Genomic DNA, 15,542 nt, shown 5'->3' with positions numbered 1-15,542 from the left:
CTTACTTTTTCAGATTCTCACGAAATTTATCTGCGTATTTTTTAATCACTTCCGCAGTAAATTCTTCCTCTTCTTCTACTCGACCAATCACCGGCACGCCACTCATTTTTTGGATAATATCTTCAGTGGTTTTTGTCTCATTTCCGCTGTAAATAATTCCGAAGCAACCAAAACCGCGACTTCGTAAAGCTTCAATGCTTAACAACGTATGATTAATGCTTCCAAGATAATGACGTGAAACCAGAATAACTTTATCGGTTGGAGCAATTAAATCGGCAATAGTTTCAGAATCGCTTATTGGAACCAGCAAACCACCGGCGCCTTCTACAACCAGATCATTATCGGTTTCTGGCCGAATTATAGTTTTTGAAGAAACTGTAAATCCATCAATTTCTGCCGCTGCATGTGGACTCATAGGCGTCTTCAAAGCAAAGGCGTTTTTATGGAATTTGGTCTTTTTATTACTAATTAAACGCTCCACTTTATGTGTATCTGAATTATCCAGATCACCCGCCTGAATCGGTTTCCAGTAATCGGCTTCCAAGGCCTCGGTCACAATTGCCGAGATCATGGTTTTACCAACTTCAGTATCGATACCAGTGATAAAATAAGATTGTTTCATTTTAAATTAAATTTGTGTTTGCAGTTCTCGCAGCGATAAGAATACTTGGTGTACATTGGTAAAACCGAAAAAATAAAACCTACAAAAAAGTAAATAAAGGATTTAAAATCTGTTATCGTGGTATAATACGCCACTTTTTTGCTATTACAATTAGGGCAATGGATAGCACGCCCACTATCATCCAAAGAATATTTTGAAATATCGTCTAAAACCTCCTTGGCTTTTACCCCATCTTCTACATTTACCATTAATTGAACACCGCCTATTGCCGTGCTAATTAAGGGATCTGTATTTATCGTATGCTCGTTATTAAGGATCACATTTATACCCTCTGCTTCTAACCGAGATTTCACGATCTGAGCTTCTGCGGGGTACTGAAAAGTCGCTACTATTTTAAAACTATTATGCATGATGATCTTGATTGATTAGCTGCGCAAGTAATTGCACGATTCCTTTTATTTCTTCTTCGGAATTAAAACTATGCAGGCAAAAACGAAGTCTTTCTTTTCCCTTGGGAACCGTGGGTGAAAGAATTGGTTTTACCAGATATTGATTTTGTTGAAATTTTGAAGCAATTTTTTTTACCACATCGTTTCCAGGAATTATCGCACATTGAATAGCCGACTCACTTTCGATAAAATAATGATTGATTTTAGCCAATTTTAATTCGCTTTTAAAACATCGAATATTGGCTTTTAGGATCTCTAAAACTGAATTATCACGGGCTAATTCTTTAAAAACCGCCAATACTGTCGCAACTGCATGCGGCGGCAATCCCGTGGTATAAATAAAGCTTCGTGCAAAGTTGAAAAGGTAAGTTTTAAGTGCTGAATTTCCCAAAATCACGGCTCCATGCGCACCAATGGCCTTCCCAAACGTATGAATACGGGCAAAAACTTTATTTTGTAATTCAAGCTCATAAACTAAACCTTCTCCATGCTTGCCAAAAACGCCTGTGCTATGTGCTTCGTCTACGATGAGAAAGAAATTATTTTCTTCGGAAAAATGAGCCAAATCCTGCAAAGGAGCAAGATTGCCATCCATCGAAAAGACAGCTTCTGTAACTATATAAACTGAAGTGTTTTCTGAAATTTCCTGTCTTAAAATTTTATGTTGTAAATCACCAATATCGTTATGCTGAAATTTATAAGCTTTAGCATTGCTTATTGAAATTCCATCCCGAACACTGGCATGAATCAATTCATCATAAAAAATAAGATCACCCTTTTGCGGCACTGAAGAGAAGAAACCAATATTAGCATCATAACCTGAATTAAAAAGCAAAGCAGCTTCAGCCTTGTGAAATTCGGCTAAAAAATCTTCTGCAATTTCGTATAATTTGTGGTTCCCAGAGATGAGTCGGCTGCCGGTTGCGCCGTTCTGCTTCAGATTATACTTTTCGCAAAGCCTTTGTGCTTCAGTAAAAATAGCTTCAGAATTCGCAAATCCCAGGTAATCATTGGAGTAAAAATCGACACCTTCCGCAGCAATTTTTAATTCCCTTAAAGAATTATCCTGCGATCGTTTATCTAGGCTTTTTTGAAGCTTGGAAGGGAATCTATTCATGCAGGCAAAATTACAAGTTTACCTGAATATGCCCTTACAGATTGACGAAAATTGAGTTTTGAAGCAGAAAGTTATGATTATTGTAAAAGCACCTAACTCTAAATAAGTAAAATACCTCGGGATATTATACCCTTCGGCGGTGCCAATAAATGAATTACATTTTGGTGTGATCTACATTATCCTCTGGAGTATCGTCGATTTCACTTTTTAGTACGTGAGAGTTTTTTTGATATTTACCCTGTAAATCGTCCATTTTGGATTTATCCCAGAGTTTATTCCCAATAAAGTAAGAAGCTCTACCAATTAAATGCGCACCAACTGGAGCAGTTAAAAACAAGAAAAGTACAATTACAAAAGTTCTTGAAGTGGTACTAAGATCATAGAAATAAAAAGCCACACCGCCCAAGAGCAAACCTACACCAAGTGTTGCTGCTTTAGTGTTTACAGATATTCGTAAATACGTATCTGGCATACGTATAAGACCTACTGCCGCCAATAAAACGAATAAAGTTCCTAATGTGATTATAACGCCTATAAAAATGTTCATTTCTTCTTGCTTCTTCGTTCTAAATAATAACTTAGGGCTACAGTACTTAAAAAGGCAATAAGTGCTAAAATCATTCCTGTATCTAACAATGTAGAACTACCAGAGGTAATGGTATAAACACCAATAATCCCAATTCCGGTAGTAATTAAAAGATCTAACGCAACGATTCGATCTGCAATACTTGGCCCTCTGAAGAATCTTATTAGAATAAGAATTACAGAAAATGCCAAAACTGGCAGGATTACTATTCTACAATATTCTACTAAAGTCATTATTTTAAAATCTCTAATATTCGTTTTTCAAAACCGTTTTTAATTCCGGCAATGAATTCTTCTTTATCTTTTATATACATCGCGTGTACATAAAGCACCTTCTTATCGTTAGAAACATCTAAACTTAATGTTCCAGGAGTTAGCGTGATTAAGTTTGCCAATAGCGTAATCCCAACATCACTCTGCACCGTTAATGGAACTTTTACAATTCCCGGCGTCATATTTAGTTTTGGCGTCATAACTTCCCAGGCTACTTCTAAATTTGCTTTCACCAGCTCCTTTACAAAATATAGCACAAAAAATATAAGTTTAGGAACAATGGTAAAGTACTTTGCTTTTCTGGATCCCTTGGTAATTACCATCAAGATCACATAACTTAATACAAAGCCAAATAAATAGTTAGAGAAATGAAAATCTCCTGTGAGCACCACCCACACAAATGTTAGAAGAATATTAGATACAAACCTGTTTTTCATTTTCCCTCGCTTAACTATTGTTTAAAACTGTATCGATATACTGCTGACTATTCATTAACTCGTTTGCAATCCTTGAAGATAACAATTGAATATGCTCGGCTCCAAAACCAATGTATAATGATATTAAACTTAAAAATACAATAGGAAGAATAAACTGCGTTTTCCTTGCTTTACTAATATCACTAAAATATTCGAATTTAGGTTTCTCTGGAATTTCTTTTGCATCTTTCCAGAATACTTCTGCCCATAATTTCGCAATGATCACCAAAGTAATAAAGCTGGCAAAAATTATGGCTGCAACCGTCCAGTAATTTTCGGTTGCAAAACCTTCACCAATCAATGATATTTTTGGCCAGAATCCTGATAATGGAGGAATTCCAACTAAAGAAAATAATGGGATAAAAATCAACAAACTCAGCTTAGGATAATTTGCATAGAAACCTCCTAAAGCTCGCATACTGTTAGACGACTTTATTTTAAATATAATCCCACTTACCATAAATAAATTGGTCTTTACCATGATATCATGAATCAGGTAAAAGATCACTCCGGTAATAGCGATTTCAGTAAACATCCCTAAACCGGCGATCATATATCCTATATGACAAATAATTAAATAGGAAAATACCTTACGAACATTATTTTGAACCAATGCACCAACTCCACCACTAAAAATAGTTAGGATCGCCAGCACCATTAGAATCTCACCTAGAAAAACGTCTCCTACAAAAATGAGCGTAAACACTCTAATTAAAGCATAAACACCAACCTTGGTTAGTAATCCCCCAAAGATTGCAGAAACTGCTGCCGGAGGCGTATGATATGAAGCAGGCAGCCAGAAATACAATGGAAATATTGATGCTTTTGTACCAAATCCAATTAGGAATAAAATAGCTGCAACTTCTACCAAGCCTCGATTTTCTACCGCAGCTACTTTACCTGCAAGATCGGCCATGTTTAAAGAACCAGTTAAACCGTACAATACTGCAATAGCGGTTAAGAAAATTGTTGAAGCTAAAATGTTCAGCGTAAAATATTTCACAGCTCCTTCTAACTGCGCCTTCTCACCACCAATAGTGATCAATACAAACGAACTAATGATAATGATCTCGAACCAAACGTAGAGGTTGAATAAGTCTCCTGTTAAAAATGCCCCAGTTAAACCAAGCAGTAAAAAGTGAAATATCGGAAAATAACCAAAACGCAATCGATCTTTTATGACTGAACCAGCTGAAAATATTGAAACCGCCAGCCCTGAAAGCGCCGTTAACAACACCAAAGTAACCGCCAAGGTATCTGCCACAAAAACGATCCCAAAAGGTGCATCCCAGTTACCGGCATTTACTTTTTGAGTTCCGTTTTCCCAAACATAATAAAAAACATAGCTAGAAAGTATTACAGCAATAATACTTCCGGCAATACTAATTACTTTTTGAGCATTAATCTTATTCCAAAAAAACATCAACACGATGCTTAGGAATAATTGAAATAATAATGGATATATGATTAATTGTTGCATCATGAATCTTCGTCGGTTGCGTTCATTTCGTCCAGATCGTCTGTTCTTACCACCTTATGGGCTCTTTTTACAAGAATAATGGCAAAAGACTGCAATCCAAAACTAATTACAATAGCAGTTAGTATAAGCGCCTGCGGAACAGGATCTGCATATGCTTCTAAAAAAACTTTAGAATTTTCAGGAATTATAGGTGGCAGACCTTTTGTAATTCTTCCCAACAGAAAAATTAAAAGGTTAGCACCGTTTCCTAATAAGATTATTCCGATAATAAGCTTTACCAAACTACGGCGTAAAATCATATAGATCCCAGACGCATATAGTAAACCTACTAAAATTGCTAATAATATCTCCATAATTTAAGGCGCTTCAGAAATTGTAAAAATGATCGTTAGCGTTACCCCTACCACAACAAGATAAACACCCATATCAAAAAATAATGCAGAACCAACACTGCCCAGTACAGGAACATGACCATGATACCATAGTCCGGTCATAAAGGGATCGCCCGCAAAAATTATAGGTGATAAACCACTAAAGAACGACAAAGCTAATCCAGCAGGCATTAAAAAGCCCGGATGGAATCTCAAAAGTGATTTTGTGTTTTTTAATCCGTTTGCAAAAGAATGAAACACGAAAGCAATGGCAGCAATTAATCCACCAACAAAACCGCCTCCCGGAAGGTAGTGCCCTCTTAAAAGAATAAAAATGGAGAACAGTAATAATACCGGTAAAAGGTAATTAGATGCTGTTCTTAATATTATGGTTTTCATAAACTCTTAATTACTGAACTCTGTCTGTTCTTTTTAATCTTAATTTCAATAATCCAAATACTCCAATAGCGGCAATGGTTAATACTGAAATTTCTATCATTGTATCTGCCCCTCTGAAATCTACCAAGATCACATTCACTACATTTTTACCATGAGCCATGATATACGAATTTTCTGCGTAGAAATCACCAATCTCGGTATTTACAGGTTCAGAAAGTACTTCTAATGCCAAAACAGCGATAAGTCCGCCGAACATTAAAGACAAAATACCATCTCGAATACGCATTTTATGATCCTGGATCTTAAGATATCTTGGTAAACGATACAATACCAATACAAATAAGATCACTGTTAAGGTATCAATAGAAAACTGTGTCATCGCCAGATCTGGCGCACTATAAAATACGAATACAAGACAGATCGTTAAACCTACAACACCCATTGCTACAACGGCAGACAAACGACTACTTGTAAATACCGTGAATAATATAGCAATACACATAATGATAAATACTACCAACTCGTAAAAACTCACATTAGATAGTATAGAAGGATCGATATTGAATTTCGTATTACCAATCATCGTATAACCAACCATCCCGATCAAGAAAAAGATGATAATAAACACGTAATTTCTTAAATAACCATTCTGAAAAACTCGGGTCCAAAATGAAGAAAGATAAGTAAATCCAACATTAAATTTCTCCATTAAACTTTTAGGACTGGCCGCTTCTAACTTTCCTACGGCGGTTTCTAATTTAGCTGAAGGTTTTAGCACAAAATAAAGTGTAGTCCCTACAGCTATAGTTACTAAACTTAAAATAAACACCGTATTAAACCCATGCCATAAGGCCAAATGAATTTCACCAGATTCTCCGCCTAAAGCTGAAACTACTGGTTTAATTAAAGAGCCTTCTATGATAAAAGGCATTATCCCGAAAACCAAACTCAATACCGCTAAAAGTATTGGTGGCACCCACATAAATGGGCCAGGCATTTTAGTATCTTTTAAACTTTCTGGTAAACTTCCCTGAAATGGTTTAATACCAGCCACGAAACCTGCCCAAAGCAATAATATTTTTGTGATCACAATACCAACAACCAATAAGGTCGCTATGATTGGCGCATGCATGGTAGCTTCGTAAGTTAACTCTTTTCCTAAGAAACCAATGGTTGGCGGAATACCTGCACTAGAAATTGCCGCAATAATCGCTGCAATACCCACCGGCATTAAAACCTTACGCAAACCAGAAAGTACGGTTACATCACGAGTACCGGTTTGATGATCTATGATTCCCGTAGTTAAGAAAAGTGTTGCTTTATAAAGTGCGTGTACTATTATAAAAACAGCCGCAGCGGTAAATGATTCTGTAGTTCCCATACCAATTAAGAACATCAAAATCCCTAAAGCCGATATTGTTGAATACGCCAGCACTCCTTTAAGATCTGTTCTAAAAAGCGAATGAAATGCCGAATAAAGCATGGTAACAGCTCCAACAACAATTAGAGTTGTATTCCAGATTTCTTCACCTCCAAGAACCGGAGTAAAACGCATTACAAGATAAATCCCTGCTTTTACCATGGTTGCAGAATGCAAATAAGTAGAAACTGGTGTTGGCGCCTTCATCGCTCCCGGTAACCAAAAATGAAAAGGAAACTGGGCAGATTTAGTAAAAGCCGCACCAAATAGTAAGATCACTGCAACAGTATAATATTCGTGACCTTTTATTAATTCAGGAGACATATTTAGCATTTCAGCAATACTAAAAGTCCCTGTTATATTTCCTAAAACAATAACTCCCGCTAACAGGAACATTCCGCCTAAACCTGTAATTCCAAGCGCGGTTAAAGCCGATTTTCTTGAAGCTTCCTGTGTATTATTAAAACCAATCAAGAAGAACGAACTAATACTGGTTAGCTCCCAAAAAGTAAATAAACTTATAACATTATCAGAAAGCACCAATCCCAGCATTGCTGCCATAAACACACTTAAATATCCATAAAAGCGATCTAAATATTTATGATGATGTAAATAAACAGAAGTATAAGCAAAAACCAGGAAACCAATCCCGGTAATCATAAGGCAGAATAAAAGTGAAAGTCCGTCTAAAGTAAACCCAAGATTCACCCCAAAAGAAGGTACCCAGTTATAACTTTCCTTCACAACATTCCCTTCCATAATTTCAGGAATAAACTGAAGAAAGTAAACGAACAATCCCAAAGGGATCAGCGACGATAAAACAGCAAACTTCCCTTTAAAAAACTTTCCTGCGAAGACTAAGAGTATTGCAAATAAAAATCCTAAAAGTATTGCTGATATCATAATTGACTAAAAATCCGTTCCTCGCAAATATAATAGTTATTATTTAAGTTCTATGCGAATTATAAGCGTTAAATATAAGGACTTCTGCAGACTTTGCAATTTCTTAATGTTTCTTAGTGAGATATAGTAGTTTAGAAGTCTTCTTAATAACACAGCGAAAAATAATTACTCAAAAAATTATCGAAAAACAATAATTTTATTTAATATTGTTATCGATAAACGATAATTAATTCTACTATGCGACCACCAATTCTTCTCAAGACGATTCTTGATATTTGCTTTATTTTTTCGGCCTTTTCTTTAGTGGTTTTTCTTATAAGCCTTATAATCACTTTCTCCACGGGAACAGATCTTTTTGTTTCTATCGAAAAACCACCAGAGGATCTTAATAATTTCGCCTTATGGGGATTAATACTGATTGAAGTAATAAAAACATTTGCTTTCGTATATGGTCTCTACGTGCTACGCAAATTAATTAGAAGTTTCTTCGGAAATAAACTCTACACAAAATTGCAAATAGCTTCTTTAAACCTTAGCGGAAGATTGATTTGCCTATCGGTAATTCTTGGTGCTGTTTCTGAATTTTTTAAAAAAATGATCGTGGATAGTCGTATCGAATTGAACTTTGGTTTAGAATTTTCCTTTAGCTCATTTTGGATCATTCTTGCCTTCGGTATTTTCCTAATCTTCCTAAGCAAAGTATTTACGAACGCACGCCAATTAAAACAAGAAAATGAATTAACCATATAAAATCGATCATTATGAAATGGCATCTCAGCATTCTTAAACTTATAAGCATAGCTCTAATTATCGTATTAATCTTATCAGCTGCACTAAATATATTCGGCGCAATACAACAATTTGAATTTTTCAACGATCTAGCCGATTCTTTTTATTTTAAAAGCTACTTCCCAAAAAGGAGTTTCGAATATTCTTTAAGCGGGCAAATTATTTTCTATGCCATAAATGCTTTACTGTTTCTTTACCTTGCTTATGGCCTAAGAACTACACCTAAATTAATTAGTGAAACATCAAAGGAAAATTTATTTTACCAGCATCAGGCAATAGAAATAAGAAAAATATCCAGCGCTATCATTGTTTACGCGAAAATTAAATTTTTACTCATATTATGCGTTGGCGCATTCTTCCTAATGGCTCCATTTAATGTTCTAGGTTTTATTCCCTCATTTTTGATATTATACATTTTAGGTAAGGTTTTGATTCTTTTCAGTAAAATTGTAGAAAAGGGTGAATTGATAAAGCAAGAAAACGAACTTACGATCTAAACGATGGGGATAATCATAAATTTAGATAAGATTTTGGAGCGTGAAGGCATGAAAAGTAATGAACTCGCCGAAAAAATTGGTATTACCACCGCCAACCTTTCTATTTTAAAAACCGGAAAAGCGAAAGCTATAAGATTCTCTACTTTAGAAGCGATTTGTAAAATTTTAAATTGCCAGCCAGGCGATATTCTTGAATATTTGGATGAAAAGTAAACTACCTCCTGGCAAGCCCAAGGGGGCATTCGTTGGAAACAAATTTTTAATCTCGGGCAAACTTCGGGTAATTTTAGCCTTTGGCGGCACCAATAAATAATTAACTTTAACACTAAAATATACCTCATGCGATTACTACTCATTTTTCTTTTCGTTAGCACGATAAGTTTTGCTCAGCAAAATAAATACAGTATTTCATTCGAAAATGCTGTTCATCACGAAGCTAAGATCAACATCGAATTTCCTGAAATAGAAACCGATACTTTTACGGTAAGAATGAGTAGATCCTCTCCCGGTCGTTATGCCATCCACGAATTTGCTAAAAATGTTTACGGCTTTAGAGCTACAGACGGCAATGGAAAAGAATTAAAAGTTACTCGACCAAACCCATATTCGTGGGCAATTACTGGTCACAATGGAAGTGTAAACGTTGAATACACTTTATTTGCGAATCGCGGCGATGGGACTTACGCTCAGATCGATCCCACTCATGCGCATTTAAATATGCCGGCGACATTTATGTTTGCTGAAGATCTACAGGAAAGACCTATAGAAATCACTTACCAAACTGAAGCTATGCCCAACTGGAAAGTCGCAACCCAGTTAAAGCATATTGAAGGAAATACCTTTACCGCTCCAAATCTTCAGTACTTTATGGATAGCCCAACCGAGATTAGTGATTTCAGAATGAAAAGTTTTGAAATTGATGGTAAAAATGTACGTTTCGTTTTACACGATCCCAGCAGCGACGAACTGTTTAGTGAGTATTTCGAAAAAGTAAAAAAAATCGTAGAACAGGAAATGAAAGTTTATGGTGAATTACCCAATTTCGACTATAACGAATACACCTTTTTAGCCTGCTATATCCCAAATGCATCTGGAGACGGAATGGAACATCGTAACAGTACAATTTTAACCGATGTTGAAACACTGGCTAATGGTGGCATGAAAGGCAATATTGGAACTGTTTCACATGAATTTTTTCACGCCTGGAATGTAGAGAGAATACGCCCACAATCTTTAGAACCTTTCGACTTTACAGAAGCGAACATGAGCGGCGCGCTTTGGTTCGCTGAAGGTTTTACAAGTTATTACACCAATTTGATTTTATGCCGAGCAGGAATTATTTCTGCTGAAGATTATATAAACGGACTTAATGGAAGTTTCAATTATGTGTGGACATCGCCGGCGTTACAATATTTCAACCCAATTGAAATGAGTTACCAGGCACCTTTTGTAGATGCTGCAACTTCGCTGGATCCCGTAAATCGTGAAAATACATTCATTTCTTATTATTCCTACGGAAGTGTTCTTGGTCTAGCATTAGATCTTGAATTACGAGATAAAGATCTTAATCTTGATGATTTTATGAAACTGGTTTGGGAAACTCACGGCAAACCTGAAAAGCCATACAAAGTTGAAGACATCGAAAATTTATTGAAACAATATGCAGGTGAAACATTTGGCGAAGAATTTTTCAGCAAATATATCTACAATAGCAATATGCCAAACTATGAGCCGATATTAGCGAAAATGGGAGTGCATTTTTCAAAGAAAGATAACGAGCCATATTTGGGGATTTCCGTAGAAAATAAAAACGAAGAAGTGATCATGACCAATAATCCTAAAATAGGCACTTCAGGTTATAAAATTGGTCTGGACAAAGGGACAAAGATCATTTCGATCAATAATACACCTTTAAAAACTGCCGAAGAATTCGATAATATCTCTTCAGCATTAAAACCTGGCGAAAAAATCAATGTAAAATTCAGCAATTATGGTGAAGAAAAGACTGTAGAAGTAGCTGTAGGGAAAAATCCTTCTTATGAAATAAAAATCGATCCCGAAGCAAAGAAAAAAGAACTTAAAAATCGCGAAAACTGGCTTTCTGGGAAGTAAAGTTTACAGTTCACGGTTAACAGTACACAGTTCACAGTAATTTTTAAAAATAGAAAAAGAAAAAGCCTGTTGCGAAAACAACAGGCTTTTTTATATAATATCAGAATTATTTTAGTCGGCTAAAATGATCGCTTTATTATCTTTCATTTCCAGCACTCCACCTTTAATTGGGTAGAATAATTCTTTTCCTTCTTGTTTAAAATCTGAAGACAACTCTGAAGTTACAACAGTACTTGAAGCAGCAAGATTAATCTTTACCGTACCTTCTGTTAAAGTAGAAACGATTGGTGCGTGATTATTAAGCATCTGAAATTCACCTTCGATTCCAGGAACTTTAACCGCATCGATCTCGGCTTGAAAAACAACTGCTTCAGGAGTTACGATTTCTAAATACATAGTTTTTAGTATTGAGTACTGAGTAGTTAGTAGTTAGTTTTAAATCACTAACCGCTAATAGCTCTATACTATTTATGATTCAGCTAACATTTTTTCTCCAGCTTCGATAGCCTCTTCGATGGTTCCTTTAAGGTTAAAAGCTGCTTCTGGAAGATGATCTAATTCACCATCCATAATCATATTAAATCCTTTAATAGTATCTTTAATATCTACAAGAACACCTTTAAGACCAGTAAACTGCTCTGCTACGTGGAATGGCTGAGAAAGGAAACGTTGCACACGTCTTGCACGTGATACCGCAAGTTTATCTTCTTCAGAAAGTTCTTCCATACCAAGAATCGCAATAATATCCTGTAATTCTTTGTAACGTTGTAATAACTCTTTTACTCGTTGTGCACAATTGTAATGATCTTTTCCTAAGATCTCTGGAGTAAGAATTCTTGAAGTAGAATCTAGAGGATCTACCGCAGGATAAATACCAAGCTCGGCAATCTTACGAGAAAGTACAGTTGTTGCATCTAAGTGAGCGAAAGTTGTTGCTGGCGCAGGGTCGGTAAGGTCATCCGCAGGAACGTAAACCGCCTGTACAGATGTAATCGAACCATTTTTAGTTGAAGTAATTCTTTCCTGCATCGCACCCATCTCTGTTGCAAGAGTTGGCTGATAACCTACCGCTGATGGCATACGACCAAGAAGTGCAGACACCTCTGAACCAGCCTGAGTAAAACGGAAAATGTTATCTACGAAGAAAAGAACGTCTTTACCCTGTCCTTCTCCTGCTCCATCACGGAAGTATTCTGCGATTGTAAGACCAGATAAGGCAACACGAGCACGAGCTCCTGGTGGCTCATTCATCTGTCCAAATACGAAAGTAGCTTTAGATTCTCTCATTACATCTTTATCTACTTTTTGAAGATCCCATCCACCGTCTTCCATAGAGTGCATAAAATCGTCACCGTATTTAATAATACCAGATTCAAGCATTTCTCTAAGAAGGTCATTCCCTTCACGAGTACGCTCACCTACACCGGCAAATACAGAAAGACCACCATGACCTTTCGCGATATTGTTAATTAATTCCTGAATAAGTACAGTTTTACCAACACCGGCACCACCAAATAATCCAATTTTACCACCTTTTGCATAAGGCTCGATAAGATCAATTACTTTAATACCAGTAAATAAAACTTCGGTAGAAACAGATAAGTCTTCAAATTTTGGAGCTTCACGGTGAATTGGCAATCCTGCTTCACCAGCCTTTGGTAAATTTCCTAGACCATCGATAGCATCTCCAACTACGTTGAATAAACGCCCGTAAATATCACTTCCAATTGGCATCTGAATAGGAGCTCCGGTAGCTACAACTTCTACACCACGGCTAAGCCCATCTGTAGAATCCATAGAAATAGCTCTTACAGTGTCCTCACCAATATGAGTTTGTACCTCTAAAACTAAAATAGAACCATCTTCTCTTTTAATCTCCAAAGAATCGTAGATCTTTGGTAATTCGTTATCTGAGTCGAAGGAAACATCAACTACAGGGCCAATAACCTGGGCAACTTTACCTGTTACTTTAGACATTATTAATTTCTTTAATGTTTTTTATTTAAATCTACCTACAACCTACCTAACTGATTTATAAATCTATAAATGAAAATAGGCCACAAATTTGGCTGCAAAGATAGTTTTTTCTTTATAATTTCATACCTCCAAAGAAATAAGTTTTTTTATAGCCTAAAAAGTTATCTCTTACTCTGTAAAATTACTTAAAAATTGAGAATTATTATCCTGTACTTACCTTATTCTACGGTTACCGATTTTGCTAGATTTCTTGGCTGATCTACATTTTTACCCAACATCACCGCTATATGGTAAGAAAGTAACTGTAAAGGAATCGTAGTTAATAAAGGAGTAAAAGACTCGATAGTTTCAGGAATTTCAATAACGTGATCTGCAAGTTCCTTAACCTCAACATCTCCCTCGGTAACTACACTTATAATTTTTCCTTTTCTGGATTTTATTTCCTGAATATTACTTACCACTTTTTCGTAGTGTCCTTTTCGAACTGCAATAACAACCACCGGCATTTCTTCATCAATAAGTGCGATTGGGCCGTGCTTCATTTCTGCGGCAGGATAACCTTCAGCATGAATATAGGAGATCTCCTTAAGTTTTAAGGCTCCCTCTAAAGCAACAGGAAAATTATATCCACGCCCTAAATAAATACAGTTTCTGGTATTTTTATAGGTCTCAGCAATTTCTTTAATTACTTTATCAGATTGCAGTAATTTTTCTACTTTCTGTGGAATGGCTTCCAGCGCCTGTAAATGCACCCTAAAATCTGAATCTGAAATCGTACCCTTATACTTACCAAGTTTTAAAGCCATTAAGGTTAAAACAGTAATCTGAGTAGTAAATGCTTTTGTTGAGGCCACACCAATTTCTGGCCCGGCATGGGTATAAGCACCAGCCATGGTTTCCCTGGAGATTGAAGAACCTACCACATTACAAACCCCAAAAACAAAAGCACCTTTTTCTTTAGCTAATTTTATAGCGGCCATAGTATCTGCAGTTTCCCCACTTTGGGAAATAGCAATCACCACGTCATTTTCTGTAATTACAGGGTTTCGATATCTAAATTCTGAAGCATACTCCACCTCTACAGGAATACGCGCCATATCTTCAAAAATATATTCGGCTACTAAACCTGCGTGCCATGAAGTTCCGCAGCCAACTATAAGAATTCGGTTAGCTTTTGCGATTCTATCAAGATTATCGTCTACACCGGCCATTTTTATAATGCCCTTATTGGCAAGCAATCTACCCCTATAGGTGTCGCGAATCGCATTAGGTTGTTCGTAGATTTCTTTCAGCATAAAGTGATCGTAACCACCTTTTTCGATCTGCTCTAAATTAAGCTGTAATTGCTGAACATAAGCATCAACTTCAGAATCATTAAGAATCTTACGAACCTTAACTTCTTTCCCATGTCTTACCACAGCCATTTCCCCATCTTCAAGATAAATGGCGTTGTTAGTATAAGCAATAAACGGGGAAGCATCTGAAGCTATAAAATATTCATTATCTCCAATACCAATAGCTAAAGGACTTCCTAATCTGGCAACAACAATTTCATCTGGCTTTCTTTTATCAAAAACCGCAATAGCATAAGCTCCTACGGTTTGATTTAAAGCTATCTGAACTGCCTTACCAAGTTTAACTCCTTCATTCTTAATTACATCTTCAATAAGATTTACAAGAACTTCAGTATCGGTATCACTTTGGAAAGTATATCCACGCTTTTTTAACTCTTTTCGTAATGAATCGTAATTCTCGATAATCCCATTATGAATAATTGCAAGATTACCAGAATTAGATAAATGTGGATGGGAATTTACATCATTTGGTTGCCCATGGGTAGCCCAACGGGTATGCCCTATTCCTATAGAGCCATTAGAAGTTATAGATTCCTGGACTTTTTTTTCCAGATCAACAACTTTTCCTTTGGTTTTACAAACTTTTAGAGTATCCCCGTCATACAATGCTATACCAGCACTATCATAACCACGATACTCTAAACGTTTTAAACCTTTGATAACAACATCGTAAGCATCTCTATGCCCAATGTATCCTACTATTCCGCACATATTAAG

At 36.2% G+C, this 15,542-nt stretch carries 17 protein-coding genes; 4 read left to right on the top strand and 13 right to left on the bottom strand.

The genetic code is table 11. From position 1 onward, the window contains the following. Position 1: 1 nt before the first annotated feature. From bioD to IIF7_RS08035, 10 genes are all read right to left on the bottom strand, one after another. Positions 2-622, bottom strand: a complete 621-nt coding sequence (gene bioD / locus IIF7_RS08080; RefSeq protein WP_084841176.1) for a dethiobiotin synthase — start codon at positions 620-622, stop codon at positions 2-4. Next, on the bottom strand, positions 619-1,032 hold the full coding sequence (locus IIF7_RS08075; RefSeq protein ID WP_084841175.1) for a putative signal transducing protein: 414 nt from the start codon (positions 1,030-1,032) through the stop codon (positions 619-621). Before IIF7_RS08075 ends, bioD begins: the two co-directional genes overlap by 4 nt. Then, positions 1,025-2,188, bottom strand: a complete 1,164-nt coding sequence (locus IIF7_RS08070) for an aminotransferase class I/II-fold pyridoxal phosphate-dependent enzyme (RefSeq protein WP_084841174.1) — start codon at positions 2,186-2,188, stop codon at positions 1,025-1,027. The genes IIF7_RS08075 and IIF7_RS08070 overlap by 8 nt, the downstream gene beginning before the upstream one ends. A gap of 154 nt (positions 2,189-2,342) precedes the next feature. Further along, positions 2,343-2,735 (bottom strand): monovalent cation/H(+) antiporter subunit G, encoded by a 393-nt coding sequence (gene mnhG / locus IIF7_RS08065; protein WP_084841173.1) that lies wholly within the window; start codon positions 2,733-2,735, stop codon positions 2,343-2,345. Then, positions 2,732-3,007 (bottom strand): cation:proton antiporter, encoded by a 276-nt coding sequence (locus IIF7_RS08060; RefSeq protein WP_084841172.1) that lies wholly within the window; start codon positions 3,005-3,007, stop codon positions 2,732-2,734. Before IIF7_RS08060 ends, mnhG begins: the two co-directional genes overlap by 4 nt. Beyond that, positions 3,007-3,483 (bottom strand): Na+/H+ antiporter subunit E, encoded by a 477-nt coding sequence (locus IIF7_RS08055; protein ID WP_084841171.1) that lies wholly within the window; start codon positions 3,481-3,483, stop codon positions 3,007-3,009. The genes IIF7_RS08060 and IIF7_RS08055 overlap by 1 nt, the downstream gene beginning before the upstream one ends. Before the next feature lie 10 nt (positions 3,484-3,493). After that, a complete protein-coding gene (locus tag IIF7_RS08050) occupies positions 3,494-5,005 on the bottom strand; it encodes a proton-conducting transporter transmembrane domain-containing protein (protein ID WP_084841170.1) in 1,512 nt (503 codons plus the stop codon). Further along, positions 5,002-5,355 (bottom strand): Na+/H+ antiporter subunit C, encoded by a 354-nt coding sequence (locus IIF7_RS08045; RefSeq protein WP_084841169.1) that lies wholly within the window; start codon positions 5,353-5,355, stop codon positions 5,002-5,004. Before IIF7_RS08045 ends, IIF7_RS08050 begins: the two co-directional genes overlap by 4 nt. 3 nt (positions 5,356-5,358) lie before the next feature. Continuing rightward, positions 5,359-5,772, bottom strand: a complete 414-nt coding sequence (locus IIF7_RS08040) for a Na+/H+ antiporter subunit B (RefSeq protein ID WP_084841168.1) — start codon at positions 5,770-5,772, stop codon at positions 5,359-5,361. Between the two features lie 10 nt (positions 5,773-5,782). Beyond that, a complete protein-coding gene (locus IIF7_RS08035) occupies positions 5,783-8,095 on the bottom strand; it encodes a putative monovalent cation/H+ antiporter subunit A (protein WP_084841167.1) in 2,313 nt (770 codons plus the stop codon). Positions 8,096-8,332: 237 nt separating this feature from the next. Between IIF7_RS08035 and IIF7_RS08030 the strand changes: the two genes are divergently transcribed. From IIF7_RS08030 to IIF7_RS08015, 4 genes are all read left to right on the top strand, one after another. After that, positions 8,333-8,845, top strand: coding sequence for a DUF2975 domain-containing protein (locus tag IIF7_RS08030; RefSeq protein ID WP_084841166.1), 513 nt, complete (start codon positions 8,333-8,335; stop codon positions 8,843-8,845). Between the two features lie 11 nt (positions 8,846-8,856). After that, positions 8,857-9,381 (top strand): DUF2975 domain-containing protein, encoded by a 525-nt coding sequence (locus IIF7_RS08025; protein ID WP_084841165.1) that lies wholly within the window; start codon positions 8,857-8,859, stop codon positions 9,379-9,381. 3 nt (positions 9,382-9,384) lie between these two features. After that, positions 9,385-9,594 (top strand): helix-turn-helix domain-containing protein, encoded by a 210-nt coding sequence (locus IIF7_RS08020; protein WP_084841164.1) that lies wholly within the window; start codon positions 9,385-9,387, stop codon positions 9,592-9,594. Positions 9,595-9,720: 126 nt separating this feature from the next. Then, entirely contained in the window at positions 9,721-11,493 is a 1,773-nt protein-coding gene (locus IIF7_RS08015; RefSeq protein ID WP_084841163.1) for a M61 family metallopeptidase, read from the top strand. A 111-nt stretch (positions 11,494-11,604) separates the two neighbouring features. On the opposite strand, the gene IIF7_RS08010 is transcribed toward IIF7_RS08015, so the two are convergent. From IIF7_RS08010 to glmS, 3 genes are all read right to left on the bottom strand, one after another. Continuing rightward, entirely contained in the window at positions 11,605-11,889 is a 285-nt protein-coding gene (locus tag IIF7_RS08010) for a F0F1 ATP synthase subunit epsilon (RefSeq protein ID WP_084841162.1), read from the bottom strand. Positions 11,890-11,961: 72 nt separating this feature from the next. Continuing rightward, on the bottom strand, positions 11,962-13,470 hold the full coding sequence (gene atpD, locus IIF7_RS08005) for a F0F1 ATP synthase subunit beta (protein WP_084841161.1): 1,509 nt from the start codon (positions 13,468-13,470) through the stop codon (positions 11,962-11,964). A 218-nt stretch (positions 13,471-13,688) separates the two neighbouring features. Next, on the bottom strand, positions 13,689-15,536 hold the full coding sequence (gene glmS / locus IIF7_RS08000) for a glutamine--fructose-6-phosphate transaminase (isomerizing) (protein WP_084841160.1): 1,848 nt from the start codon (positions 15,534-15,536) through the stop codon (positions 13,689-13,691). Positions 15,537-15,542: the final 6 nt, after the last annotated feature.

This window comes from Zunongwangia atlantica 22II14-10F7, assembly GCF_002094855.1.
GTDB lineage: Bacteria > Bacteroidota > Bacteroidia > Flavobacteriales > Flavobacteriaceae > Zunongwangia > Zunongwangia atlantica.
Note: the sequence above shows the minus strand (reverse complement) of the source record. Positions and strands in the feature narration are given on the sequence as shown.

Coding starts and splice junctions, on each gene's coding strand:
- atpD (WP_084841161.1), bottom strand. CDS start 13,470: ATGTCTAAAGTAACAGGTAAAGTTGCCCAGGTTATTGGCCCTGTAGTT.
- glmS (WP_084841160.1), bottom strand. CDS start 15,536: ATGTGCGGAATAGTAGGATACATTGGGCATAGAGATGCTTACGATGTT.
- IIF7_RS08020 (WP_084841164.1), top strand. CDS start 9,385: ATGGGGATAATCATAAATTTAGATAAGATTTTGGAGCGTGAAGGCATG.
- IIF7_RS08045 (WP_084841169.1), bottom strand. CDS start 5,355: ATGGAGATATTATTAGCAATTTTAGTAGGTTTACTATATGCGTCTGGG.
- IIF7_RS08075 (WP_084841175.1), bottom strand. CDS start 1,032: ATGCATAATAGTTTTAAAATAGTAGCGACTTTTCAGTACCCCGCAGAA.
- IIF7_RS08015 (WP_084841163.1), top strand. CDS start 9,721: ATGCGATTACTACTCATTTTTCTTTTCGTTAGCACGATAAGTTTTGCT.
- IIF7_RS08060 (WP_084841172.1), bottom strand. CDS start 3,007: ATGACTTTAGTAGAATATTGTAGAATAGTAATCCTGCCAGTTTTGGCA.
- IIF7_RS08050 (WP_084841170.1), bottom strand. CDS start 5,005: ATGATGCAACAATTAATCATATATCCATTATTATTTCAATTATTCCTA.
- IIF7_RS08035 (WP_084841167.1), bottom strand. CDS start 8,095: ATGATATCAGCAATACTTTTAGGATTTTTATTTGCAATACTCTTAGTC.
- mnhG (WP_084841173.1), bottom strand. CDS start 2,735: ATGAACATTTTTATAGGCGTTATAATCACATTAGGAACTTTATTCGTT.
- IIF7_RS08025 (WP_084841165.1), top strand. CDS start 8,857: ATGAAATGGCATCTCAGCATTCTTAAACTTATAAGCATAGCTCTAATT.
- IIF7_RS08030 (WP_084841166.1), top strand. CDS start 8,333: ATGCGACCACCAATTCTTCTCAAGACGATTCTTGATATTTGCTTTATT.
- IIF7_RS08040 (WP_084841168.1), bottom strand. CDS start 5,772: ATGAAAACCATAATATTAAGAACAGCATCTAATTACCTTTTACCGGTA.
- bioD (WP_084841176.1), bottom strand. CDS start 622: ATGAAACAATCTTATTTTATCACTGGTATCGATACTGAAGTTGGTAAA.
- IIF7_RS08070 (WP_084841174.1), bottom strand. CDS start 2,188: ATGAATAGATTCCCTTCCAAGCTTCAAAAAAGCCTAGATAAACGATCG.
- IIF7_RS08055 (WP_084841171.1), bottom strand. CDS start 3,483: ATGAAAAACAGGTTTGTATCTAATATTCTTCTAACATTTGTGTGGGTG.
- IIF7_RS08010 (WP_084841162.1), bottom strand. CDS start 11,889: ATGTATTTAGAAATCGTAACTCCTGAAGCAGTTGTTTTTCAAGCCGAG.